The organism is Robertmurraya massiliosenegalensis JC6, assembly GCF_000311725.1.
In the GTDB taxonomy this organism is placed as follows: domain Bacteria; phylum Bacillota; class Bacilli; order Bacillales; family Cytobacillaceae; genus Robertmurraya; species Robertmurraya massiliosenegalensis.
The window spans coordinates 303,684-327,927 of the sequence record NZ_HE978513.1 but is presented as its reverse complement, the minus strand read 5'-3'; the positions used below and the strand labels follow the sequence as shown (position 1 = coordinate 327,927).

Genomic DNA, 24,244 nt, shown 5'->3' with positions numbered 1-24,244 from the left:
TATGAACATGACAATTGCCATTATTGGAGCGATGGAAGAAGAGGTAACATTATTAAGAGATAAAATGGAGAATAAATCAGTAGAAACAATTGCTGGCTGTGAATTTACTTTAGGTAACATCGATGGAAAAGAGGTCATTTTGCTTCGTTCAGGAATTGGAAAAGTGAATGCGGCGATGTCTACATCGATTTTATTAGAAAAGTATAAGCCTGATTATGTCATCAATACGGGGTCTGCAGGTGGTTTTCATCCTGATTTAAATGTGGGAGATGTTGTTATTTCTGAAGAGGTCAGACACCATGATGTTGACGTTACTGCCTTTGGCTATGAATACGGTCAAGTTCCTCAGCTTCCACCTGCGTTTGAAGCAAACGGAGAGTTAGTTCAGATCGCTCAAAAAGCAGCAGCTGAAATAGAGGAAGTCCAGGTTGTAACAGGGTTAATTGCTACAGGGGATTCCTTTATGAATGACCCGCAGCGTGTAGAGGCGATTAAAGATAAATTTGTTAATCTTCAGGCAGTAGAAATGGAAGCAGCAGCCATTGCTCAAGTGGCTTATCAGTTTGGTACCCCATTTGTTATTATTCGCTCACTTTCCGATATAGCAGGGAAGGAATCGGATGTTTCATTTGAACAATTTTTAGAAAAAGCAGCGGTAAATTCAGCTACGCTTGTTTTAAAAATTGTTGCATCGATTAACTAAAAGGGTGAGATGGTTGAACGTATATAAGAATATTCATGAGCTCATCGGACATACTCCTATGATGGAAATTACGCAATTTGCTCTTCCGGATGGAGTTCGAATCTTTGCTAAGCTTGAATTTTTTAATCCTGGGGGCAGTGTGAAGGACCGTTTAGGGATAGAGCTTCTTCAGGAAGCAATCACTACTGGGAAAATCAAGAGAGGCAGTACCATTATCGAACCGACAGCAGGGAATACAGGGATTGGGCTTGCACTTAGTGCTATCAATTCTGGCATTAACGTAATTGTTTGTGTCCCTGAGAAGTTTAGTTTAGAGAAGCAAGAGCTAATGAAAGCGTTAGGGGCAGAAATTGTCCATACCCCGACTGAAGCAGGGATGAAGGGAGCGATTCAAAAGGCAAATGAATTGCTGAAAGAAATTCCTGATTCCTTTTCTCCGCAGCAATTTGCTAATCCGGCCAATCCAAACACGTACTACAAGACGTTAGGTCCGGAAATTTGGGACCAACTAGATGGGCAAATTGATATATTCGTTGCTGGAGCTGGTACGGGTGGTACTTTTATGGGAACGTCTCGTTTTTTGAAGGAACGAAACGAGCAAATAAAGACGGTTATCGTCGAGCCTGAAGGGTCGATTTTAAATGGTGGAGAGTCTGGTCCTCATAAAACAGAAGGAATCGGTATGGAATTTCTTCCTGCTTATATGGAAAGCAGCTATTTTAATGCCATTCATACGGTTTCTGATGTAGATGCCTTTGCACTCGTGGCAGAACTTGCGAAAAAAGAAGGATTATTAGTCGGAAGCTCTTCTGGCGCCGCTTTTTATGCGGCATTAGAAGAAGCAAAAATAGCTCCAAAAGGGACCCATATTGTCGTCATTTTTCCAGATGGAAGTGAACGATATTTAAGTAAGAAAATATATGAAGGAGGGATTTAGAATGAAACGTAAAACACAGTTAATCCATGGCGGAATCTCTGGAGATCCAGCGACAGGGGCCGTTTCGGTACCGATTTATCAAGTGAGCACCTATAAGCAAGACGGAGTTGGCGGTCATAAAGGCTTTGAATACTCTCGTACTGGGAATCCAACTCGTCATGCTCTAGAAGAACTTATAAAAGACATTGAGGGTGGGCACGCTGGGTTTGCATTCGGTTCAGGGATGGCTGCTATTACGGCCGTGATGATGCTATTTAATAGTGGCGATCATGTTGTCTTCACCGATGATGTATACGGTGGGACCTATCGCGTCATTTCGAAAGTGTTAAATCGTTTTGGCATTGAAGCGACCTTTGTTGATACAAGTAATCTCGAGGAAATTGAAAAAGCCATTAAAGAAAATACAAAGGCAATTTACATTGAGACGCCAACCAATCCATTGTTGAAGATCACGGATATTCGTGAAGCATCTAAATGGGCGCAAAAACATAACTTGCTTACAATCGTTGATAATACATTCTCAACGCCGTATTGGCAAAATCCAATTGGGCTTGGGGCGGACATCGTCCTCCATAGTGCAACGAAATACATTGGCGGACATTCGGATGTCGTTGCTGGCTTAGTTGTTGTGAATAATGAAAAGCTTGCTGAAGATCTTCATTTTGTTCAAAATTCAACAGGTGGAGTATTAGGGCCACAGGATTCCTGGTTATTAATGCGCGGAATTAAAACACTTGGAATTAGAATGGAAGAGACAGAAGCAAATACAAAAGCAATTGTCGAGTTTCTTGAACACCATCCACAAATTCAAAAAGTTTATTATCCTGGATTGCCATCGCATCCGAATCATGAGATTGCCAAACGACAAGCAAGAGGCTTTGGTGGAATGGTTTCTTTTGATGTAGGAAGTGAGGAAAATGCAGATGAGCTATTGAGAAAGGTGAAATACTTCACCTTAGCGGAAAGCTTGGGGGCTGTAGAAAGCCTTATTTCTGTCCCAGCACGTATGACCCATGCGTCTATTCCAAAGGAACGCCGTGATGAGTTAGGAATTACCGATGGCTTAGTGCGAATTTCGGTAGGTTTAGAAGATGTCGAGGACTTAATTGAGGATTTAAAACAAGGTTTAGAAGGGTAATCAAGCTTGTTTTTTCAAAATTTGATAAAAAAGGGTTTACAATTTTGGAAGTTGTGGATATAATTACCACTAGTAGCGAAATATTCTAAAAAGGAGGTCGAGGAAAATGATGAACATTAAAGGAATTGCGTTAATCCAATCAACAACTTCATATGCATTATTTTCACATTCGACCAACAAGGAATGGATCGCCTAATTATGTCCTTTTATAAATAAGCATTCATGCCGCAGGGGAGAATTGTGCCCTGCGGCTTTTTATGCCCTTTTTTAGCCGCAGAAAAACTCTGCGGTATTTTTGTGCCTGAAATTGGACATGGAAGAGCATGTTGCAGCAACAATGAGGTTATAAAAGGAGAAGGGAGGGTATTGATAACAGTGAAGATACGTAAACAAAAAAAGCCTTTATCGTACAAGATGAAGACATTTAAAGGAGGTGGTAATTATGACACTTAATATATTATTTTTTACTGTGACGATAAAAAAACGCAATATTTCTATCGAAGAAGCTTTGCGTGATCAGCAGGCTAGAGAAGCTTATGAAACGGCAAAAACTAGGGCAGTATCTGTACATCGATTATTCTAAAAAAACGTATTCAAATAATGGGAGAAAGGTGGGTATGATGATGATTTATTTAATGCAAAAGAGAAATGCAGTACTGTGGGTGGAGAAGGATACTGCCTAACGAATCTGTTGCCAAGTTAGGAGTGAGAACATGTATTTACATGTATTGTTGTTAACAGTTGAGTTTCGGAAGAAGAGTAAAAAGAAGTAAACAGATGCTTTAACAGAATGTTCACATTCCACCAACGTTATTACGTTATGAATATGATAAATTCAAATTAGAGAATCATATTCGAATCGTGCGAGGTGTGGCAAATGTTTTCCATTGTTATGGGGCTTGTCGTGTGTGCAACAATTGGTTGTATTGTCGTATCAGAAGTGACAACTGTTGAAGAATAAAAAATAAAGAAGAAGCAACCACGAGCGGTTGCTTCTTCTTTATTTTTAGGAACTAATTTGAATCATTTTTCCGTTTTTCTTTTTCTGCTCGATAGAATTCGTGGAACATTTTCATTAATGCTCTTTTTTCGATTCTTGAAACATAGCTTCTTGATATCCCCAATTCTTTTGCAATTTCTCTCTGTGTTTTCTCCTTTTTTAAATCCAATCCAAATCGACCAACGATAACTTCTCTTTCACGACCATCGAGCACATCGATATATTGCTTCACTTTTTCTAATTCCATATTCAATTGGATGGTGTCAATAACATCCTCTGAATCTGATTTTAATACATCAATTAGGGAGATTTCATTTCCTTCTTTATCCTGTCCAATCGGATCATGCAGAGACACATCTTTTTTCGTTTTTTTCAAAGCTCTCAAATGCATCAAAATTTCATTTTCAATACAACGAGCCGCATAGGTAGCAAGTTTTGTTCCTTTCCCTTCTGAATAGCTTTCAATTGCTTTAATTAATCCAATTGTACCGATGGAAATCAAATCCTCCGAATCCTCACCTGTATTTTCAAATTTTTTGACAATGTGAGCGACAAGTCGTAAATTATGCTCGATTAGCATATTCCGTGCATGACTATCGCCTTCAGCCATTAATCGCAAAAATTTCTTCTCTTCTTCAGGTGACAATGGTTGAGGAAAGGCGTTGTTCTTTACATAAGAGACAAGAAAGAAAATCTCTTTAATCAAGACCCCAAGTGCAGTCAGAATTCCAGACATGTTGGCACCTCCGCTAATGTAACTTTCGCCTATAACTAATACCTATGTAGAAGGATGTTTGTTTTTGTCTGTCCGATAAAGAAATTTTTATAAAAAGCTCTTTTCGTAAATATAGTTGCAATGAACTGTCTGAAAAATCAACGACTGCCTATACGGATGGCAGGCTATTGCATAGATTATAAGGAGAGGAATGGTGTAGTTTTGATTTAAAGGAGGTTGTGAGATGGCTTACGGATATCCTGGTCCTTATGCATATTCACCCCCTTACCCACCTCCTTACTATCCTGGAAGTGGCGCTTGGACAGCGTTATGGATTGTCATATTTGTCCTGTTGTTAATATTCTTTGGATGGTGGTATTTTGGGGGGAACTATCGTTTTTAGTTATATGTAGACTTAATGCAGTAGGCAAAATGCTTACTGCTTTATTTAATTTAGACGAACGAAAGTTATTGTGGTATACTTAAAGAAATTTCTGAAAAAAACAAATTTTGAATTTAAGGTATGTAATGGGGAGGAAAATGCATGACGACAAGTACATATTCAGAAGTATGGGATTTAGATGTTTTTTTTGAAGGTGGGAGTAGCTCTCCTCAATTTGCAGAGCATTTACAACAAACGAAAGGCCTTGTCGAGGACTTCAAGGCTGTCGTATCTAGCTGGGTACCGAAAAATGTAGTGCTTGCGGATGCTGCAGAACTGAAGGCTATCGTTGATAAATTTGAAACTGTCACAAAAAAGGTTCGTCAAGCGGGCGCATTTGTAAGCTGTTTACAAGCGCAAAATACAGAAGATGTTAAAGCTGAGAGTTTAAGAGGTCGTGTGACAGGCCTAGGTGCCGATTTCCAAATTGCTTTGACAGAGTTAGGGCAAAAGTTAACGACGATTGACGATGAAATATGGAATGGAGTCGTCGCTCAGGATAGCTTGAAGGAGCTTTCTTTTGTGCTATCTGAAAGTAGACAAGGAGCGAGTGAGAAGCTTTCCAAAGATGAGGAAACACTCATTAATGCGTTAAGTGTGGATGGCTATCACGGCTGGGGTCAAATGTATGATGTCATTGTCGGCACCATTAAAGTGAATGTCGATGATCAGGCTTTGTCAGTAGGACAAGCTGCCAATAAATTTTCCAATCCTGACAGAGATGTTAGAAAGAATGTTTTTGCGGCGTGGGAAACAGCATGGGGTGATAAATCAGCTTATTTGGCAAAAACGCTTAACCATTTAGCTGGTTTCCGTCTGAAGGTTTATCAGCAAAGAGGTTGGGAAGAAGTACTGAAAGAACCACTCGATATTAACCGCATGAAAAAGGAAACATTGGATACGATGTGGCAGGTTATTGCTGAAAATAAAGCTCCTCTTGTCAAATTTTTAGAGCGCAAAGCGAAATTACTTGGGCTTGAAAAATTGAGTTGGTATGACTTGGATGCACCTCTTGGTCAATCCGAAAGTAAAATTTCATATCAAGAAGGAGCGGAGTTTATTCTCGAGCATTTCTCAAAATTCGGAGATGAAATGACGACCTTTGCCAAGAAGGCGTTCGAAGACGAATGGATTGAAGCAGAGGACCGCCCAGGAAAACGCCCTGGTGGCTTCCATACGTATTTCCCGGAAGATAGCCAATCAAGAATCTTTATGACATATTCAGGCACTCCTTCTAATGTTTCTACATTGGCTCATGAGTTAGGGCACGGTTTCCATACGTATGCGATGAGAGATTTGCATACATTAAATCGTAATTATGCAATGAATGTGGCAGAAACTGCTTCAACCTTTGCAGAGATGATTGTCTCAGATGCATCAGTAAAGAATGCGAGCACGGAAGAAGAAAGATTAGCGCTTTTAGAAGATAAAATTCAGCGCTCAGTTGCGTTGCTGATGAACATTCATTCTCGTTTTCTTTTTGAAACAAGATTTTATGAAGAAAGAAAAGAAGGAATTGTCGCTGCAGACCGCCTCAATGAAATAATGGCAGAGGCTCAGGCAGAAGCTTATGGTGGTGCGCTCGATCAATACCATCCATTATTCTGGGCATCGAAGCTACACTTTTACATCACGGGAGTACCTTTTTACAACTTCCCATATACATTCGGCTACCTATTCTCGCTAGGTATTTATGCGAAAGCTTTAGAAGAAGGAAAAGGCTATGAAGAAAAGTATATTGCGTTATTAAAAGATACAGCATCCATGACTGTAGAAGAATTGGCGCTTAAACATCTTAATGTCGATTTAACAAAACCAGATTTCTGGAAACAAGCTGTACAACTTTGCGTTGACGATGTAGAAGAATTTTTGCAATTAACTGAAGATAAGTAATCAAGAAAAGGCTGGGGCATAACTAGCTTCAACTCATGAGAAAGGTGAATCCTGAGGGTACTCAAATTCACCTTTCTCTATTTTTGTCTTAACGCAAGACCTTCAGTTTTCCTCGTACAAAAAGAATCGAGTGAAACGCCACTTAGCCTTCAAGAATCCAATCATCGATTTCCGCTTTGTCTAAATTTCTACTAGAAGACCCTATTTTGCTCCAACCTCTCTCACCCTTAAGCGGAAATTTTCCTGTTATCTCCTCAACGGAGTCTCTTTTCGGGAAAATAACGGAAGATTTTCCGCCTATGGAGAGCAAAATCGTTTATTTGGGCATTTTTTGAGGGAATAGCAGGAAATTTTCCTGTTATTTCGGCTCTTTTTCATGATGGTTGCTCATTAAGCGGAAATTTTCCTGTTATCTTTGTCATACCGATACTCCATCTGCGAGGGAATTTATCCACTCCAAACTAGAATCAAAAAGTTGTTACCACTGACTTTTTGACCTAGCTAAAATTGACCTGTCCTATAGTGATGGGGGAGAACTTAACGTTTTTTCTTTGGAATGAAAGAAGCATACAGGGTATGATATGATAAAACAGGTATGATCGTATAGATGATTTCGAAAATGTATGGTACAATACAGTTTTGTCTGAACTTCGATTTAGCAGGCTTTTTCGCAAACTTTTAAAAAGGCGATGCGCTCATAAAATGCTCCTTTTAAGAATTAAAAAGAGGAAGCGAAAAGTGTGCCGTCGCATCTTTAATGTATAGCATTGACAAGAGACATGTCGAAAAAAAGCTTCTAGGTTTTTTGCGAAAAACCTCAACCCTATACGAAAACAATGGTTCATCATGATTTCATTATTGGAGGAATGTAGCTTGATTCAATGGTTTTACCGGTCATTAATCGAATTAACAAATGGAAGATGGACATCGTTTTTATTAAGAAAATTGGCGCAATCAAAAGTCAGTCGATTGTTCATTCCTTCTTTTGCAAAGATATACAATGTGAATGTTTCCGAAATGGCAAGTCCGATAAATGAATTTAACACTCTCCATGATTTTTTTATACGAAAATTGAAAGTGGATGCTCGGACGATTGATAATCGAACGGATACGATTGTAAGTCCTGTTGACGCAGTGTTAGAGGATATCGGAACGATTACGAGCGACCTCATGCTAAATGTTAAAGGGAAGGATTATTCCGTTCTTGAAATGCTGGGAAGTGAAGAGAAGGCAAAAAAATATATCAATGGTACCTACTATCTTCTCTATTTAAGCCCGAGTCATTATCATCGTATACATAGCCCATTAACAGGAAAAGTCGTGGGAGAGTGGACCTTAGGAAACAAATCATACCCTGTTAACCGTTATGGTCTTAAATATGGAAGAGATACATTAGCGAAAAATTATCGAAAAATTACCGAAGTTAAGCATGATTCTGGCGTAGCTGCGATTGTAAAGGTTGGAGCGATGTTTGTGAACTCGATCGAATCGATACATGTTGGGGAGGAACTGAAAAAAGGCGAAGAAATGGCCTACTTCACGTTCGGTTCGACGGTTATTCTATTATTTAATCCAAACTCGATGGAACCCCTTCAACAACATTTAACACCAAGAGAAGTTAAAGTTGGCGATGTACTTGGGAATACGGTTTCTGAATAAGAGGGCAAAAAGAAAAGCCCTCTTGGGCATGAATAAGTTATGAAGAGACTCTAATTTTATGAGTTAAAGAACGACGGTGAATTTCTGTTTCGATTAGAAGGATAAAATCTTTTGATAAATTTAATTCTTTTGCTTTGAAATAGGATTCAACTAATAGCTCATCTGACAGCTTTCTCATGTCAGAATTCACCTCCTCAAATACTCGTTCTAAAAAGGTTGAATATACATTTTATGTAAGTGGCCTTTGCTGTATTCTTACTCTAACAAATATTTTAAGGTAGAACAACCGTTCCGATTATCCACAATATACAGTGGATAAGTTGTGATTAAAATGTTTGTAAGTTGAGGGAAACTATATAAATCAATGTGGGATATGTGCATAAAGTTATCCACAGGTGTTGAAAAGACGCTGTTCGTGTCGAAAAGTTTTTATCTTTTCGTGCTTTTTTTCAACGTTTCGACGTAATTTGACTCAAGTTTCAGTTAACTCTGTTGAGTTATGTAGATGGAAGCAATAATCATTCAGTTGTCGATGGTAAGCTAGTGTACATCATCACTGATAACAGTTAAAATTGGAAAATAAAACGGAGATAAGAAATTGAGGTGTCCTTATTGTTAAAGAAATTTTTACCAAATCAGCACGTGAAGAGCATTTTTCAAATTACTCCAGAAAGTTTGAAAGAGCAGGGGATTAAGGGGATTATCACCGACTTAGATAATACATTAGTCGAATGGGATCGCCCGAATGCAACGCCTAAGTTGACAGAGTGGTTTGAGAATATGCGCAAGGCAAATATTCGTATCACAATTGTCTCGAATAATAACAGAGAGAGGGTACAGGCATTTTCAGATCCCCTCAATATTCCGTTTATCTTTCAAGCACGGAAACCACTTGTGAGGGCTTTTCATAAAGCGGTGAAAGATATGGGCTTGAAAAAGGAAGAAACGGTTGTCATTGGTGATCAATTATTGACCGATGTACTCGGAGGAAATCGTGGTGGCTTTCATACGGTATTGGTTGTTCCAGTGGCATCTACTGATGGTTTTTGGACAAAATTTAATCGAATGATTGAAAGACAAATTTTAAACTGGTTTCGTAAAAAAGGTATGATTGTATGGGAGGAAAAATCTTGAGTGAGCAATATATTTGTATAGGCTGTGGTGTGAAAATCCAGACAGAAGACAAGGAACAAATTGGCTATGCGCCTAAATCGTCCCTTGAGAAAGAAGAAATTGTCTGTCAAAGATGTTTTCGACTAAAGCATTATAACGAAGTTCAAGATGTTAATTTAACGGATGACGATTTTTTAAAGATCCTCAATGAGCTGGGGAAAAGAGATGCTTTAATTGTTAAAATAGTTGATATCTTTGATTTTAATGGTAGCTGGCTCCCTGGCTTACATCGTTTTGTTGGTGATAATCCGATTCTTTTAATTGGGAATAAGGTAGATCTTCTGCCTCACTCTATAAAGCCGAATAAATTGATTAACTGGATGAAGCAAGAAGCGAAGGAATTGGGACTAAAGCCGAAAGATGTTTTTCTTGTTAGTGCTGAAAAAGGTCAGTTTATTAATGAAGTGACCTCAGCGATTGACGAGTATCGTGAAGGTAAGGACGTATATGTGGTCGGATGTACCAATGTAGGAAAGTCTACCTTTATCAATCGGATTTTAAAAGAAGTAACAGGAGAAGGCGATGTCATCACAACATCTCATTTTCCAGGAACAACACTTGACATGATCGAAATTCCGCTTTCAGATGGAAAATATTTGGTTGATACACCAGGAATCATTAACCATCATCAGATGGCTCATTATATTGATAAAAGAGATTTAAAAGTGATCACACCAAAAAAGGAAATTAAACCGAAAATTTATCAATTAAATGAGGGACAAACCCTCTTTTTTGGAGGATTAGCCCGCTTTGATTATATAAGTGGTGGTCGACGTTCATTTGTTTGTCATGTATCGAATCATATTGACATCCATCGTACGAAGCTTGAAAAGGCTACGGATCTGTACGAAAGGCATGTAGGAGAAATGCTGACTCCACCACGTAAGGAGCAGCTTGATTCGTTTCCCCCTTTAATCAAACATGAATTTACCATTAAAGAGGGAAAAACAGATATCGTTTTCTCAGGGCTTGGATGGATAACGGTCAATGAACCTGGAGCAAAAGTAGCGGTGTATGTTCCAAAAGGTGTACATGCTATGCTCCGTAAATCGCTCATATAAATAGAGAAAAAGGAGGGGGAGGAGAATGAAAAAATTATATGCTGTAATTGGAAATCCGATTGCCCATTCGATGTCACCACTCATGCATAATGATTTATTTCAGCATTATGGAATTGACGCCTATTATCACGCATTTGCCATTACGAAAGAGCAGCTAGCAGATGCCATTAAAGGGTTTCGGGCAATGAACATTAGTGGCTTTAATGTGACAGTCCCTCATAAGGTTGCGATCATTCCATTGCTTGATGATATTGACCTTTTAGCCCGTTCTATTGGTGCGGTAAATACAGTCGTCAATGAAAATGGACGATTAGTCGGTTATAACACGGATGGAAGTGGATATGTGCAAGGGCTTTTGACAGAGCTATCAAATCTGAAAAACAAGAAAGTGTTAGTGATCGGTGCTGGCGGAGCGGCAAGAGCAATCTATTTTACGTTAGCTTATGAGGGGGTTACCCATATCGATCTAACCAATAGGACGATTGCAAAGGCGGAATCCCTTGTAAAGGAATGTCCTTATGAAGTTCAGTCTAATGTCCTTGAGCTTAAAGAGGCAGAGGAGCAACTAGAACATTACGATATAATCATTCAAACGACCTCCATTGGCATGTCCCCACATACTGAATGCAAAGTGCTTTCTTTACATAATTTAAAGGAAAGTGCTTTTGTGAGCGATATTGTCTATAATCCGTTAGAAACGCTTCTTTTGCGTCAGGCTAGGGAAAAAGGGGCAAGAACGCAAAATGGCATTCAAATGTTTGTTCATCAAGGAGCACTCGCTTTTGAAAAATGGACAAATGTGATGCCAGATAGTAATCGAATGACGACTAAAGTGTTAAAACAACTAGGAGGAACAAAATGTTAACTGGAAAACAAAAAAGATTTCTTCGCTCAAAAGCTCATCATCTCACACCGATTTTTCAAGTGGGAAAAGGCGGAGTGAACGATAATATGATTATGCAAATTAGTGAAGCACTTGAGGCAAGAGAACTTCTGAAAATAAGTGTACTTCAAAATTGTGAGGAAGACCGAGACACGGTTGCTGAAAAGCTTTCTCATGGTTGTCGCGCAGAACTTGTTCAAGTCATTGGGAACACGATTGTTTTATACAAAGAATCTAAAGAAAACAAAGAGATAAAGTTACCTTAAAGGTTTGGAGGTGAGTGAATGAGGAAGATTGGATTATTAGGAGGAACATTCGATCCTCCTCACCATGGTCATCTTCTCATTGCGAACGAGGTATTTCATGAATTAGAGCTGGATGAGATATGGTTTCTTCCTAATCAGGAACCACCTCATAAGGAAAAATCGGATCTAATTACGACCGAGGATCGCCTGAATTTGCTGGAATTAGCAATCAAGGATGTCTCTTATTTTAAAGTAGAGACAATTGAGCTTGAACGTTCAGGTCCTTCTTATACATATGATACAATCAAGCAATTAAAGGATCGTTATCCTGATAACCTTTTTTACTTTATCATTGGTGCAGATATGATTGAGTATCTGCCTAAATGGCACAAAATAGATGAATTGATTGAAATGGTGTCTTTTGTTGGTGTTAATAGACCGACATATCAGGAAAAAACAACGTATCCGATTATTCATATTGATATTCCTGAGTTTCATGTTTCATCTAGCTTAATTAGGGAGAGAATCCAAGAGGGGAAGTCGATCCGTTATTTGCTTCCAGATTCCCTCATTAACTATTTGAAGGAGAATCATTTGTATGAATCGAAATGAAGCACTGGCGATTGTGAAACCACATTTAACTGACCATCGATATGAACATACGATCGGTGTAATGGAAACGGCGATCCTTTTAGCTCGAAAGTATGGGGCTGAAGAGCAGAAGGCTGAAAGCGCTGCTATATTTCATGATTATGCAAAATTTCGGCCGAAAGATGAAATGAAGCAAATTATTATTGAGGAAAAAATGTCACCTGAATTGCTTCAGTATAACAGCGAGTTATGGCATGCTCCAGTGGGCGCTTTTCTTGTGAAAAAAGAAGTAGGGATCACGGATATAGACGTTCTAGATGCAATCAAATACCATACTTCAGGTCGTGTAGGAATGACGTTGCTTGAAAAAGTCATTTATTTGGCAGACTATATTGAGCCAGGCCGACGTTTTCCTGGAGTTGAGGAAGTAAGAGAGTTAGCGAAAGACGATTTGCAACTAGCCCTCATTAAAGCAGTACAAAACACGATTTTCTTTTTGATGAAGAAAAACCAACCTGTATTCCCGGATACATTTCATACGTACAATGATCTAATTGCAAACAGGAGGACTGAGTAGATGAATGATAATCAATTATTAACGATGGCAGTAAAGGCAGCAGACGATAAGCGTGCAGAAGATATTGTTGCGCTTGATATGAAAGGGATTTCTTTAATAGCAGAGTACTTTTTAATTTGTCACGGAAATTCTGACAAACAAGTCCAAGCGATCGCTCGTGAAATTAAAGACAAAGCTGTTGAAAATGGCCATGATGTAAAAAGAATGGAAGGGTTTGACGAGGCAAAATGGATTTTAATTGATCTCGGTGATGTTGTCGCCCATGTCTTCCATCGTGATGAACGAAGATATTATAATTTAGAACGACTATGGGGAGATGCGCCTACTCTTAATATTCAGAGTGAGCTCACATGACCTATGAACGATTTGCCTATTTGTATGATGAATTAATGAAAGACGTCCCGTATGAACAATGGGTCCGTATCATTCATGAGCGTTGTGAAAAATACAATTTGGCTGGAAAGAAGCTGTTAGATCTTGCTTGTGGGACCGGTGAATTATCGATACGACTTGAAAAGGAAGGCTATGATGTGACTGGAGTTGATTTATCTGAGGATATGCTCACAGTTGCACAGGCAAAAGCCGTTGAATGGGGAATGACGATTGAGTTTTTTCAACAAAATATGGCTGAACTTGATTTAATCACGACGTATGATCTCATCGGCATCTTTTGCGACTCCTTAAATTATTTGCAAACAGAGGATGAAGTGAAGCAAACATTCGCTCAAATTAAGCAGTTTTTAAAAGATGATGGCTTATTTATTTTTGATGTCCATTCCCTTTATAAAATGAATGAAGTGTTTATGGAGCAAACATTTACATATGATGATGGAAATATCTGTTACATTTGGAACTGTTTTGAGGGAGAATCCCCTCATAGTGTCGATCATGAGTTAACATTCTTTGTGGAGGATGCAACAGGTAAATATGATCGGATTGATGAAAATCATTCACAAAGAACTTTTTCAATCGAAACCTATGAGCAATGGTTAGATGACGCTGGTTTTGCTGTCCTTGAAAAAATCGGTGATTTCGAAGGTGAACCGACTGCTCATTCTGAACGTGTATTCTTCATAGCAGGACATAAAAAATGAGTAAAGAGGGGGTCGTATTGACTCCCTCTTTTTGACACAAAAATGTGATATTTTTTCAATTATTTTGAAGGATTTTCTTTTCTAAAGTCGAATTTATAGTTTAATACCTTGGGCTTTTATGCTCTTCGGTTCTTGAAAAAGCCGTATTTACCTCTTTTAAATCTTCATCAAACTTCGCATGTGTAGCCTGAAAAAGATGTTCGAATACTTTTCCAAGTTCATTTTCTAAAACGGTAATCCCTTCTCCAGTTACCCCACCTTTTACCGTCACCTTTTCTTGCAATGACTCCAATGTGTAGAATTCTTTACTAAGGAGCGACCCAAGTCCAATCAGCATTTCACTTGTCATTTTTGTGGCAGTCTTGCGGTCGATATTTGTCTCTGAGACCGCAGCATCTATAAATCTTCTCGTTAAATACGTGAAGAATGCCGGTCCGCAACTGACGATATCAGATGAAACGCGGGTGATATTCTCATCAATGATAAGAGGGATTGAAATGCGACTAAAGAGTTCACTTATCGTTTTGTGCCAATGCCGCTCGCATTTTTCACTGAAGGTGAGGAGCGAGACCCCTGCCAGTGCTCGATTGGTGATGCTCGGGATTGCTCTAGCTGTAGAACATGGAAGATGAGAATCAAGCAATGTAACACTGATCGGACTTGTTATGGAAACGACGCATTTCTCCTTAGTTAAAAAAGGCTGAATTTGGTTAATGACAGTATACATATTTCCTGGTTTTACACAAAGTAGAAGAAGATCCGCAGCTTTTGCTACCTCTTCGACTGAATTGAGAACGATTATGTCAGGATAAAGCTCTTGAATGGCAATCGCTTTTGATATTGTACGATTCGTAATAATGAGCGAAGAAGGGGATATGGCTTTTCCGTCGATAAATGCCTCGATCACAATTCTCCCCATGTTACCTGTACCAATGACCCCAATTTTCATGGTTACAACCCTCCTTCTATATTTAGAAAATCTCACAATTAACCCATTGCTATAACGATATGAATTTCTCTATTGAATTATGTCAAAGAAAGGAAGATAGCTGATGTTAGAGTGGATAAAAGAGCATAAAAAATATATTGCCACAGCTGTTGGTGTAATTGGACTTTTTGGCTATTATTTGTTTTCTACCGTTTGGTCTACAGAAAAGGAGAACGTGGATGAAGGGTGGGAGTCTATTGAAGAACCATTCCAAGAGGTGGAGGAAACAAAAGAACAAGGAGAACAGGAGATATTGGTCGATGTAAAAGGTGCGGTCCATCAACCAGGTGTGTATAAGGCAACCGTAGGTGACAGGGTCAAGGATGTGATTGACAAAGCGGGAGGAGTGACTGATGAAGCTAACTCATCCGCAACCAATTTTGCCATGAGAGTGACTGATGAAATGGTTGTTTATGTTCCGCTGATTGGGGAAGAAGGGGATGAAATGGAGTTGGGTTTTTCAGGAGATGGGAGTGACACTGCAAATCAGAAAATCAATATCAATAAGGCTAGTTCTACTGAATTAGAAACCCTTCCTGGAATAGGGCCAGCAAAGGCAGAGGCGATTATTGAATATCGAGAAAGCAATGGTGGTTTTAAAACAATTGAGGATATTATGTCGATTAGCGGATTTGGGCAAAAAACATTTGAAAAATTACAGGAAAGCATAACCGTTAACTAGATCTTGTATGTTAGGAACAGTGATTTTTCACTAACAAGTATAATTTGAAATTGACGAGCCTTCTCATTTCCCATTAAACTAAAAGATAAGTCAGAGTAAAGGGTGAGTCAGTTGAACGAAAACAGATTAACTTGGGATCAGTACTTTATGCTAAATGCCCATCTTATTAGTATGAGGAGTACCTGCAATCGCCTAAATGTCGGTTCAGTGCTTGTCAAAAATAATCGAATTATTAGTACAGGCTATAACGGTGGAATTAGTGGAGAAGACCATTGTATCGATGCAGGTTGTTACGTTGAGGATAACCACTGTTTAAGATGTCTTCATGCAGAAGAAAATGCAATTTTACAATGTGCCTTACAAGGGGTATCTACAAAAGGAAGTCAAATTTATGTGACGCATTTTCCATGTGTTCATTGTATGAAGAAAATTCTTCAGGCAGGAATTACGAAAATTTATTATAACTATGATTATAAAAATCATGATTACTGCTATCATCTTCTTGAAATCAGTCATGTTGAAGCGATAAAAATGGATGTCCAAATCGAAAATTATAACGATGAAATGAGAAATTCTACTGGTGGTTTAAAGTGGGATTTTCAACCTTTATAAGAGTGTTGGAGGCATATGCCTCCTCCTTTTGAATGGGGAGGTTTTTATTGAAAAATACATATATATTCATTGGGTTGGCTTCACTTTTTGGAATTTTAGCTGCTTTAGAGGGTCTCTTTTTTCTGGCTGTTTTTTTTCTTCTTTTCTTCTTTCTTTTATTCCTCAATCGATTTTCACCAAAACAACTCCTGATTTTAATCAGTATCTTCTTTTTCCTTTTTGTACATGCAAAAACCTATGAAGACAAAAATCAATCGCAGATGACAGGAGCAGAAACAGAGTTTACCGTCACCCTTCAACATCCAATGAAAGTAGACGGAAATTTCTTCTCGACGTACGCCGAGGATATTAAATCTAAAGAAAAGCTTGTACTTCACTATCGGCTCACAAGTCCGCTGGAAAAGGATGAGTTCTCAAATCTATCCGTCGGTTCAAGATGTCAGGTACAAGGACAACTAAAAAAACCGGAACGACCGGGTAATCCGAACATGTTCAACTATCAGCATTATTTGCAAAACGAGCAAATATTTTGGATTTTAGATGTAAAACAGTTAAATTTAGAACACTGCCATGAACAAACCGGGCCTCTCTTCTTTTTTCAAAAAATAAGGCAAAAGGGAATTCAATTTATCAACGAGCAATTCCCCGAAAATTCAGCTCCTCTAGCAATTGCTCTCGTGTTTGGTGATCGACAATTTATTGAGCAAGATTTAATAGTTGCTTACCAAAGACTCGGCATTATCCATTTACTAGCGATCTCTGGGCTTCATGTTGGAATGTTAATGGGCATTTTATTTCTAGTTGGCCTACGGGCTCATATTTCTAGAGAAAAGATGATGACGATTTTAATCGTATTTTTACCTATCTATATCATTTTGACAGGTGGAGCTCCATCTGTCATTCGCGCCTGTTTTATGATGTTTTTGGCATTACTTATACTCAAAATGAGAAGGAAAAAACTCAATCCGGCAGACATTATTAGCATTGTATTAACGGTATATTTATTTATTTCACCGTTTGCTATTTATGATGTGGGCTTCCAACTTTCCTTTACGGTCAGTTTTTCTCTCGTTTTGTCTCGTGCGATTTTAAGTCGATATATGGATCGACCGCTTTTGCTACTTTGTGTGACCTCTGTCATTTCTCAAATTGCTTCCATTCCGATCATGCTCTATCATTTTTATGAATTTTCCCTTGTTTCTTTGATAGCAAATCTATTTTTTATCCCTCTTTATTCGGTTATTATCTTGCCGTTATGTCTTCTTTGGTATATTTTATCCCTTCTTTTTGGAGAGTTGCTCAATCCGCTCGCGTCCTTCTTAGACTTTAATTTTCAACTCTTAAATTCGATTACCTTATGGCTCTCTAAATTTCCTTTTAATACATTGGTTCTTGGAAGACCAACCTCGATTTCTCTCATCATTTTGTGTATTGGAATTCCATATGGTTTCTATTTGTGGGAAAAATGGAGAACGAGAACACAGATGTATATTAGGTTCTTCCTCTTATTCATTTTTCTAAGCGCTCCCTTTGTTATTGAAAAGTACTATTCGCCAGGAGAAATTACAATGATTGATGTGGGACAAGGGGATAGTATTTTAATCCAACTGCCTAAGAATAAGGGAATATATTTAATTGATACAGGAGGAACCATTCAATTTCCGCAAGAAGAGTGGATGAAGCGAAGAAATCCATTTGAAGTAGGTCAAGATGTGCTTATTCCATACTTAAAAAGTAAGGGGATCACCACTCTTGATAAGCTCATTTTAACTCATGGAGATATGGATCATGTAGGTGGAGCAACAGCCGTTTTAAAGGAGATGAAGGTGAAGGAAATGGTTCTTCCCGTCGCCGAAAATAGGGCTAATCTTGAAGTGGAATTGCTTGAGCTTGCTAAGGAGAAAGATATATCAGTTCATTTTACTCAAAACGGAGAGAGTTGGAAGGTCAATGGTCATAGCTTCCATATTTTGTCCCCATCCACAAGTGTAGGATTGGAACGAAATGACCAGTCTATCGTCGTTTATACAGAATTAGGGGGATTGAAATGGATGTTTACGGGGGATTTGGAGGAAGTGGGTGAGAGTCAATTACTTGCAGCCTATCCCAACTTACAAATTGATGTCTTAAAAGTTGGCCATCATGGAAGTAAAACCTCGACTTCTGATTCGTGGCTGGATCATTTAAGACCAACGGTTGCGCTCATATCAGCCGGAAAGGATAATCGCTTTGGCCATCCGCATCTAGAGGTGATCAACAAACTGGAGGAGCGTGAAATCACTATTTATAGAACCGATAGGGATGGAGCCATCCGCTTTAGTTTTACAAAAGAGAAAGGAACCTTTTTAACCGGAAAACCATATGATAAAGCAAAAGCGAATTTTAATGGGACTGCCAAATAAAAAAGACTGCACGAAAAGGTGCAGTCAAGTGGCAATGCTATGTACTTATGATCCGATAAATTGAATGATGGTAGCAATAATGAACAATGTTGCAAAGAAACCGAAAGAGACGATAAAACCTACTCCTGAATCAATAGCGTCATTGCGCTTGCTTTGTACTTCTTTTTCAAATGGATTCACAATAACCCCTCCTATTTCCATTATAATAGATGGCCCTCATAAAGCAATAAACAATTGGAGAACGAAAGCATGAAAAAGCTTCGTATTTTTAATTTCTTCCTGTTTGATAATTAAATACGTAGACGTTTTCTAGTATAAGCCACTTTTCCTATACTGACAAGAGTTGTCACAAATAGTTTGCAATCATCCGGCTACACTATTATTAACAAGGTTGTACCGCTAGTGGGTAAGTATCCTAGGCCTTATTTGCTAGCGTTTACTATAAATAGGGGGGTTGGTTGTTACGTAACCAATTCCCTTTTAGTATGGAATCTGCCATTAGAATATTTCTCCCTTGTCAAAAACTCCGTGCTTCTATACGATTAATATAAGAATGTTAAAGAACGGAGAGAAAATATTGGTTTTAGATGTATGGAAACAAATAAAGAAAAAGCAACTTTCCCCTATATATGTAGTATACGGAAGTGAGTCTTTTCTAATCAATGAAACAAAGCAATTGTTAATGAAATATGCCTTAAATGAGGAGGAATTGGAGTTCAATTTTGCTACATATGATTTAGAGGAGACCCCAGTAGAAGTAGCCCTTGAGGATGCCGAGACCTTCCCCTTTTTAGGAGAACGAAGGCTAATTATATTGAATAATCCTTTCTTTCTTACGGCAGAGAAGTCAAAGTCTAAGGTCGAGCATAATATAGCTAAATTAGAAGCGTATTTACAAGAGCCTGCTCCTTATTCGATCGTCGTATTCGCTGGGTCATACGAAAAGCTTGATGAACGCAAAAAAATTACGAAGGAAATGAAAAGAAAAGGTAGTATTGTTGAGGCAAAAAGATTAAATGAACAGGAACTCAAAGTTTGGGTTAAAGATCGTGCGGCTTTAAACGATGTAACAATTAATGAGGATGCCGTCGAGCAAATGTTAGCTCTTGCTGGAACAAATTTATTTATGCTTACGACAGAAGTGGACAAGCTTGCCCTCTATGCTACGACAGAAGGCAATGTCATTACTGTTTCTATGGTAGATGCTTTAGTATCAAGATCGTTGGAGCAAAATATTTTTGAGTTGGTGGAGAAAATTGTTCAAAGAAAGATCGATAAAGCTTTTCGCATTTATTATGATTTATTAAAGCAAAATGAAGAGCCAATCAAAATTTTGTCGATTCTGTCAGGACAGTTCCGATTACTTTATCAAGTAAAGGAATTGGCGAGGAAAGGCTATGGGCAACAGCAAATTGCTGGATTCATTAAGGCACATCCATATCGCGTAAAGCTAGCAGCAGGACAGGCAAAGCTATTCAAGGACGAAGAGCTAGCAGAAATCATGAAACTTTTAGCCGATGCCGATTACCAATCAAAAACAGGTGGGATGAATAAAGAATTGATCATTGAAATGTTTTTATTTAAATTGCAAGGTCGAAAATAAAAAAGCATTACTATCCGAAAATTTTCCGTTGATTAGTAAATCTAAAAATCAGGGGAATTTCCGTCTATCGCTTCCAGAAATGTGCAGATAGGCGGTTTTTTTTAGGGGGAATCTTCGCTTATTTTCTTTGAAACGAGCCCACTTGAGGTTTATAACAGGGAAAATTCCTCTTATTGTCCAAACTTTAAGTGCTTCATATATCTACAAGGCTTAATCATGAACGTTTTCACTAAAAAAAGGAACCGCGACGGTTCCTTTTTTGTGCAAAAATAAGGGCTATCTTTTAGGAGATAGCCTGACACAATTATGCGTTTAAAGAGTTTAACTTCTTTGCTAAACGAGATTTTTTACGAGCAGCAGCATTCTTGTGGATAAGACCTTTTGCAGCAGCCTTATCTAATTTTCTAGCAGCTTCTACGTAGCTTTCTTTTGCAGTAGCTCCGTCGTTATTTACAACTGCAGCTTCTACTTTTTTAACAGCAGTACGCATTGCAGATTTAACTGTAGAGTTATGAGCATTACGCTCTTCACTTGTCTTAGCACGCTTGATAGCAGATTTAATATTTGCCATTCCATTCACCTCCCGAAAAAGCAATCGAGATTATATAAAACTCGATATTTACAATCATAACATAAATTGCAGAACAAGAGATATTTTATCAAACGGATATATCTTTTGCAATACTATCTGTTTATTTTACGGTAAAGTAAATGTTTTTTCAAATGAATGTTTTGGATTTATGACGGTAATGCTAGATAATAGCAATCTTTTTATGGAATTACTAGAAGAAATTACATATGAAGGAAAGGAGAGGTAAAAATGGATTTAAGTCAATTTGCAGTCAGAACAGATTTAGCAGTTGAAGCCAGAGAAATGGTTATTGCAGAAAGAGAAAAAGATAATGTACGTGGACAGGAGAATCTCTCACAAATCGAGGGTGTGATCATAAAGGAGAAAGAGGAAAATGATATAAAAATTTCCCTAGTAGAAATTACGAAAGAGGGAGCAGAGGCGATAGGGAAGAAAGAAGGGAAGTATTTAACTCTTGAAGTAATTGGGATTAGGCAGCAGGACACGGAACTTCAGCAAAAAGTAGAAGATACTTTTGTCTTAGAATTCTCTCATTTTATGAAGGAGCTAGGAATTAAAGAGGATGCATCTTGTTTAGTAGTCGGATTAGGGAATTGGAATGTCACTCCTGATGCTCTTGGACCTCAAGTGTGTGAGAATCTAGTCATTACGAGGCATTTATATGAGTTACAGCCAGAAAGTGTAGAGGAAGGATTTCGACCAGTTAGCGCAATTGCTCCAGGGGTGATGGGACTAACGGGGATCGAAACAAGTGATATTATTCGAGGCATTGTAGAAAAGACGAAGCCGGATTTCGTTATTGCCATTGACGCACTCGCTTCCAGATCAATCGACAGAGTCAACTCTACGATTCAAATTTCCGATACAGGAATTCATCCTGGTTCAGGAGTAGGAAATAAGCGGAAAGAATTAAGCAAGGAAACGCTCGGAATTCCAGTTATTGCGATCGGTGTACCAACCGTTGTCGATGCGGTCTCGATTACGAGTGACACGATTGACTATATTTTAAAGCATTTTGGCAAGGAATTAAAAGAAGGGGACCGTCCTTCGCGTGCTCTCGCCCCAGCTGGAATGACGTTTGGAAAAAGAAAAAAATTAACAGATGAAGATTTACCTGAGGAGCATCATCGTAAAACATTTTTAGGAATGATTGGAACGTTAGAAGAAGAGGAAAAAAGAAAATTAATATCCGAAGTTCTTTCTCCTCTTGGACATAATCTCATGGTGACACCAAAGGAAGTCGATGTCTTTATTGAAGACATGTCGAATCTCCTCGCCAATGGATTAAATGCGGCGCTACACAAATCGATTAACGAAGAGAACGCAGGATTCTACACAAGATAATCTGTACGGCTCTTTTTATCAGCTAAATAATAGCCTTGGAAAATGGTTCTATCTTTTCTAGTAAAGTCATATGAATTAGTAGACTTACTAAAAGAGGTGGAACGATGAAATATAACAGGTCTTCTTCATTTGTCGTAACAGTACAAGGGACCAGTGTTTTTCAATTTTTATTAGTTGTGATGTTATTACTGTTACTAATTTTTTCTGTTAGTGGCTTAATTACATCTTTGAAACCAGAGTATCAAATTAAATCATCGTCTATTAATAGTGCGACAGGTCATTTAACAGGTGAAGTGTTATACCGCCTTCTAGGGACAGAGAATCATGCATTTGGACAAGTGCTCCCAAAGGATGAAACAACACCAAGTTTATCAAGCTTAATGTTCAAGGTATCGACGAATGTTAGTCTAGATGATCCTAGAAGTCTCCTAGGGAGAGAGCTACCAGGATTTTCAATATTTGACGGGCAAATTGTACTAGCTGGAGAAGGAACCAATTATACGAATTTACCGATTGAATCACCCCCACCACCGGATGTGTTGAAAAAAGAGAATGAGGCAGATATAAAAGATATTGAGGGATTGGATGACACAGAAGATGGGCAAGAAGAAGCACCACCACCAGAACAAACGACGGGTGAGCGAAACCTTGTCTATATTTATTTTTCCCATACGAGAGAATCTTTTCTTCCTCATTTAGAAGGGGTTACAGATCCTAATTCAGCGCAGCATTCAAAAATCAATGTGACAAGGATTGGAGATCATCTGAAAGGGCAATTAGAAAGATATGGAATTGGAACGGTTGTGGACAAAACGGATATTATGACCAATCTAAATGAAAAAGGTCTCACCTATAGTAAATCCTATGATGAATCAAGAAATGTCGTTGAAGCAGCAATTACAGGAAATCGAGATCTCACTTATTTAATTGATATTCATCGTGATTCTAAGAGAAAAGATGATACGTCGATCAAAATTAACGGCAAGTCTTATGCGAAACTTGCATTTGTGCTAGGAGCAGAAAATCCGAATTATGAGAAGAATTTAAAACTAGTTTCAGAAATACACAAAAAGTTAGAGGAGAAGTATCCGGGGTTGAGCAGAGGAGTTATAAAAAAAGAAGGGGCATCTACGAACGGAAAATTCAATCAAGATTTATCTGAAAATGCGATGCTCGTTGAGTTTGGTGGCGTTGATAATACGTTTGCAGAATTAAATCTCTCCGCAGAGGCTTTTGCAGAAGTGTTCAGTGAAGTCTTTTGGCAGGCAGAAAGTGTGAATTTCCCAGTTGAAGAGCCGGCTAGTGAGCAATAATGGAAAAGGGGCAATTGCTATATTAGCCAATTGCCTCACCTCAGATTGCTGACAATAGTGGAGTTTGTCCTCATAGAGTGTTCATGAGGACAAATTCAAGTGAATTTTCGGCTAAAGTACTGTTCTCAAATTCCGAACCCTTTTTAAATAAAAACGTGAGTAGGTGAATAAAATGAAGCTGTTTTTTTGAAATTTTTATTGGTTTTAGCTTTAATGTTTGTCTCAGTTCTTTTTGGGATGCAGCAGGCAAATGATGGGATTGATCGGATGAAGGGCTTTGAAGATAATAATTTCAAAGAAGCACTTCATGTTACCGAAAGCGAAGGTGGGCAAGTTGAACTAGCTGTTTTAGGTAATGATATCAGTAGTCATGATATCCAGGAAAAGAAAGCAAAGCTCGAAGAAATGAAGGCATATAATTTTTTCTCTACTCTTGGTAAGAAGTTAGCAGAGGGCGTCTCTTCTCTGTCAAATAAGATGATAGAGTTGATTACCGATCTGATACAGTAGGGCCTTCTATTTTCCGTTGAATCTTGCTGAATCGACTGCTATAATCAAAAAATAGCGTATTTAATCAGTTCCAATGGCTAATCGACG

The 24,244-nt window shown here is 38.3% G+C and carries 27 protein-coding genes; 22 read left to right on the top strand and 5 right to left on the bottom strand.

Features of this window, described 5'->3' with window-relative positions; genetic code table 11:
* Positions 1–7: 7 nt before the first annotated feature.
* From mtnN to BMSHG_RS27555, 4 genes are all read left to right on the top strand, one after another.
* Complete coding sequence (gene mtnN, locus BMSHG_RS11520; protein WP_019154606.1) at positions 8–703, top strand: 5'-methylthioadenosine/S-adenosylhomocysteine nucleosidase; 696 nt, start codon at positions 8–10, stop codon at positions 701–703.
* A gap of 13 nt (positions 704–716) precedes the next feature.
* A complete protein-coding gene (locus BMSHG_RS11515; protein ID WP_019154605.1) occupies positions 717–1,640 on the top strand; it encodes a PLP-dependent cysteine synthase family protein in 924 nt (307 codons plus the stop codon).
* Position 1,641: 1 nt separating this feature from the next.
* Positions 1,642–2,778: a bifunctional cystathionine gamma-lyase/homocysteine desulfhydrase gene (locus BMSHG_RS11510; protein WP_019154604.1), complete on the top strand. Its 1,137-nt coding sequence runs from the start codon at positions 1,642–1,644 to the stop codon at positions 2,776–2,778.
* A 442-nt stretch (positions 2,779–3,220) separates the two neighbouring features.
* The gene (locus BMSHG_RS27555; protein ID WP_019154601.1) at positions 3,221–3,361 is read left to right on the top strand and encodes a YrzI family small protein; all 141 of its coding nucleotides are present in this window, start codon (positions 3,221–3,223) and stop codon (positions 3,359–3,361) included.
* A gap of 430 nt (positions 3,362–3,791) precedes the next feature.
* On the opposite strand, the gene sigK is transcribed toward BMSHG_RS27555, so the two are convergent.
* Positions 3,792–4,514, bottom strand: coding sequence for an RNA polymerase sporulation sigma factor SigK (sigK, locus tag BMSHG_RS11485; RefSeq protein WP_019154600.1), 723 nt, complete (start codon positions 4,512–4,514; stop codon positions 3,792–3,794).
* A gap of 223 nt (positions 4,515–4,737) precedes the next feature.
* Here sigK and BMSHG_RS28685 point away from each other — a divergent pair, with 223 nt between their 5' ends.
* The 3 genes from BMSHG_RS28685 (at position 4,738) to BMSHG_RS11470 (ending at position 8,487) form a co-directional block, all read left to right on the top strand.
* Positions 4,738–4,896: a hypothetical protein gene (locus BMSHG_RS28685; RefSeq protein WP_019154599.1), complete on the top strand. Its 159-nt coding sequence runs from the start codon at positions 4,738–4,740 to the stop codon at positions 4,894–4,896.
* 141 nt (positions 4,897–5,037) lie between these two features.
* Positions 5,038–6,828 (top strand): M3 family oligoendopeptidase, encoded by a 1,791-nt coding sequence (locus BMSHG_RS11475; RefSeq protein ID WP_019154598.1) that lies wholly within the window; start codon positions 5,038–5,040, stop codon positions 6,826–6,828.
* Between the two features lie 873 nt (positions 6,829–7,701).
* Positions 7,702–8,487, top strand: a complete 786-nt coding sequence (locus tag BMSHG_RS11470; RefSeq protein ID WP_019154597.1) for a phosphatidylserine decarboxylase — start codon at positions 7,702–7,704, stop codon at positions 8,485–8,487.
* A gap of 37 nt (positions 8,488–8,524) precedes the next feature.
* Here BMSHG_RS11470 and sda read toward each other — a convergent pair whose 3' ends face one another.
* The gene (gene sda / locus BMSHG_RS11465) at positions 8,525–8,665 is read right to left on the bottom strand and encodes a sporulation histidine kinase inhibitor Sda (protein ID WP_019154596.1); all 141 of its coding nucleotides are present in this window, start codon (positions 8,663–8,665) and stop codon (positions 8,525–8,527) included.
* Between the two features lie 434 nt (positions 8,666–9,099).
* Between sda and BMSHG_RS11460 the strand changes: the two genes are divergently transcribed.
* The 8 genes from BMSHG_RS11460 to BMSHG_RS11425 are packed head-to-tail and all read left to right on the top strand — an operon-like array spanning position 9,100 to position 14,111.
* Positions 9,100–9,621 carry a YqeG family HAD IIIA-type phosphatase gene (locus tag BMSHG_RS11460; protein ID WP_019154595.1) on the top strand — a complete coding sequence of 174 codons (522 nt, stop codon included), beginning with the start codon at positions 9,100–9,102 and terminating at the stop codon, positions 9,619–9,621.
* Positions 9,618–10,721 (top strand): ribosome biogenesis GTPase YqeH, encoded by a 1,104-nt coding sequence (yqeH, locus tag BMSHG_RS11455; protein ID WP_019154594.1) that lies wholly within the window; start codon positions 9,618–9,620, stop codon positions 10,719–10,721. Before BMSHG_RS11460 ends, yqeH begins: the two co-directional genes overlap by 4 nt.
* Positions 10,722–10,746: 25 nt before the next feature.
* Positions 10,747–11,586 (top strand): shikimate dehydrogenase, encoded by an 840-nt coding sequence (gene aroE, locus BMSHG_RS11450; protein ID WP_019154593.1) that lies wholly within the window; start codon positions 10,747–10,749, stop codon positions 11,584–11,586.
* Positions 11,580–11,870: a ribosome assembly RNA-binding protein YhbY gene (gene yhbY / locus BMSHG_RS11445; protein ID WP_019154592.1), complete on the top strand. Its 291-nt coding sequence runs from the start codon at positions 11,580–11,582 to the stop codon at positions 11,868–11,870. Before aroE ends, yhbY begins: the two co-directional genes overlap by 7 nt.
* 18 nt (positions 11,871–11,888) lie before the next feature.
* Positions 11,889–12,461 carry a nicotinate-nucleotide adenylyltransferase gene (locus BMSHG_RS11440; protein WP_019154591.1) on the top strand — a complete coding sequence of 191 codons (573 nt, stop codon included), beginning with the start codon at positions 11,889–11,891 and terminating at the stop codon, positions 12,459–12,461.
* Positions 12,448–13,017 carry a bis(5'-nucleosyl)-tetraphosphatase (symmetrical) YqeK gene (gene yqeK, locus BMSHG_RS11435; protein ID WP_019154590.1) on the top strand — a complete coding sequence of 190 codons (570 nt, stop codon included), beginning with the start codon at positions 12,448–12,450 and terminating at the stop codon, positions 13,015–13,017. The genes BMSHG_RS11440 and yqeK overlap by 14 nt, the downstream gene beginning before the upstream one ends.
* Positions 13,018–13,371: a ribosome silencing factor gene (gene rsfS / locus BMSHG_RS11430; RefSeq protein WP_019154589.1), complete on the top strand. Its 354-nt coding sequence runs from the start codon at positions 13,018–13,020 to the stop codon at positions 13,369–13,371.
* Positions 13,368–14,111, top strand: a complete 744-nt coding sequence (locus tag BMSHG_RS11425) for a class I SAM-dependent DNA methyltransferase (RefSeq protein ID WP_019154588.1) — start codon at positions 13,368–13,370, stop codon at positions 14,109–14,111. Before rsfS ends, BMSHG_RS11425 begins: the two co-directional genes overlap by 4 nt.
* Before the next feature lie 100 nt (positions 14,112–14,211).
* Here the strand turns inward: BMSHG_RS11425 and comER are convergent, their stop codons facing one another.
* Positions 14,212–15,060, bottom strand: a complete 849-nt coding sequence (gene comER, locus BMSHG_RS11420) for a late competence protein ComER (protein WP_019154587.1) — start codon at positions 15,058–15,060, stop codon at positions 14,212–14,214.
* 103 nt (positions 15,061–15,163) lie between these two features.
* On the opposite strand from comER, the gene BMSHG_RS11415 reads away from it, so the two are divergent.
* The 3 genes from BMSHG_RS11415 to BMSHG_RS26110 all read left to right on the top strand — a co-directional run bounded on the left by BMSHG_RS11415 (position 15,164) and on the right by BMSHG_RS26110 (position 18,795).
* Positions 15,164–15,781 (top strand): helix-hairpin-helix domain-containing protein, encoded by a 618-nt coding sequence (locus BMSHG_RS11415; protein ID WP_019154586.1) that lies wholly within the window; start codon positions 15,164–15,166, stop codon positions 15,779–15,781.
* A gap of 147 nt (positions 15,782–15,928) precedes the next feature.
* On the top strand, positions 15,929–16,393 hold the full coding sequence (locus BMSHG_RS26115) for a deaminase (RefSeq protein ID WP_051030932.1): 465 nt from the start codon (positions 15,929–15,931) through the stop codon (positions 16,391–16,393).
* 47 nt (positions 16,394–16,440) lie between these two features.
* Positions 16,441–18,795 carry a DNA internalization-related competence protein ComEC/Rec2 gene (locus tag BMSHG_RS26110; RefSeq protein WP_019154584.1) on the top strand — a complete coding sequence of 785 codons (2,355 nt, stop codon included), beginning with the start codon at positions 16,441–16,443 and terminating at the stop codon, positions 18,793–18,795.
* Between the two features lie 45 nt (positions 18,796–18,840).
* Here BMSHG_RS26110 and BMSHG_RS27550 read toward each other — a convergent pair whose 3' ends face one another.
* Positions 18,841–18,975 (bottom strand): YqzM family protein, encoded by a 135-nt coding sequence (locus BMSHG_RS27550; RefSeq protein ID WP_019154583.1) that lies wholly within the window; start codon positions 18,973–18,975, stop codon positions 18,841–18,843.
* Positions 18,976–19,372: 397 nt separating this feature from the next.
* On the opposite strand from BMSHG_RS27550, the gene holA reads away from it, so the two are divergent.
* Entirely contained in the window at positions 19,373–20,398 is a 1,026-nt protein-coding gene (gene holA, locus BMSHG_RS11395; protein ID WP_019154582.1) for a DNA polymerase III subunit delta, read from the top strand.
* A 304-nt stretch (positions 20,399–20,702) separates the two neighbouring features.
* Here holA and rpsT read toward each other — a convergent pair whose 3' ends face one another.
* On the bottom strand, positions 20,703–20,969 hold the full coding sequence (rpsT, locus tag BMSHG_RS11390) for a 30S ribosomal protein S20 (protein ID WP_019154581.1): 267 nt from the start codon (positions 20,967–20,969) through the stop codon (positions 20,703–20,705).
* A 249-nt stretch (positions 20,970–21,218) separates the two neighbouring features.
* On the opposite strand from rpsT, the gene gpr reads away from it, so the two are divergent.
* The 3 genes from gpr to BMSHG_RS11375 all read left to right on the top strand — a co-directional run bounded on the left by gpr (position 21,219) and on the right by BMSHG_RS11375 (position 24,157).
* Entirely contained in the window at positions 21,219–22,334 is a 1,116-nt protein-coding gene (gene gpr, locus BMSHG_RS11385; protein ID WP_019154580.1) for a GPR endopeptidase, read from the top strand.
* Positions 22,335–22,438: 104 nt separating this feature from the next.
* On the top strand, positions 22,439–23,647 hold the full coding sequence (gene spoIIP, locus BMSHG_RS11380) for a stage II sporulation protein P (protein WP_019154579.1): 1,209 nt from the start codon (positions 22,439–22,441) through the stop codon (positions 23,645–23,647).
* A 186-nt stretch (positions 23,648–23,833) separates the two neighbouring features.
* Positions 23,834–24,157, top strand: coding sequence for a YqxA family protein (locus BMSHG_RS11375; RefSeq protein ID WP_019154578.1), 324 nt, complete (start codon positions 23,834–23,836; stop codon positions 24,155–24,157).
* Positions 24,158–24,244 lie beyond the last annotated feature (87 nt).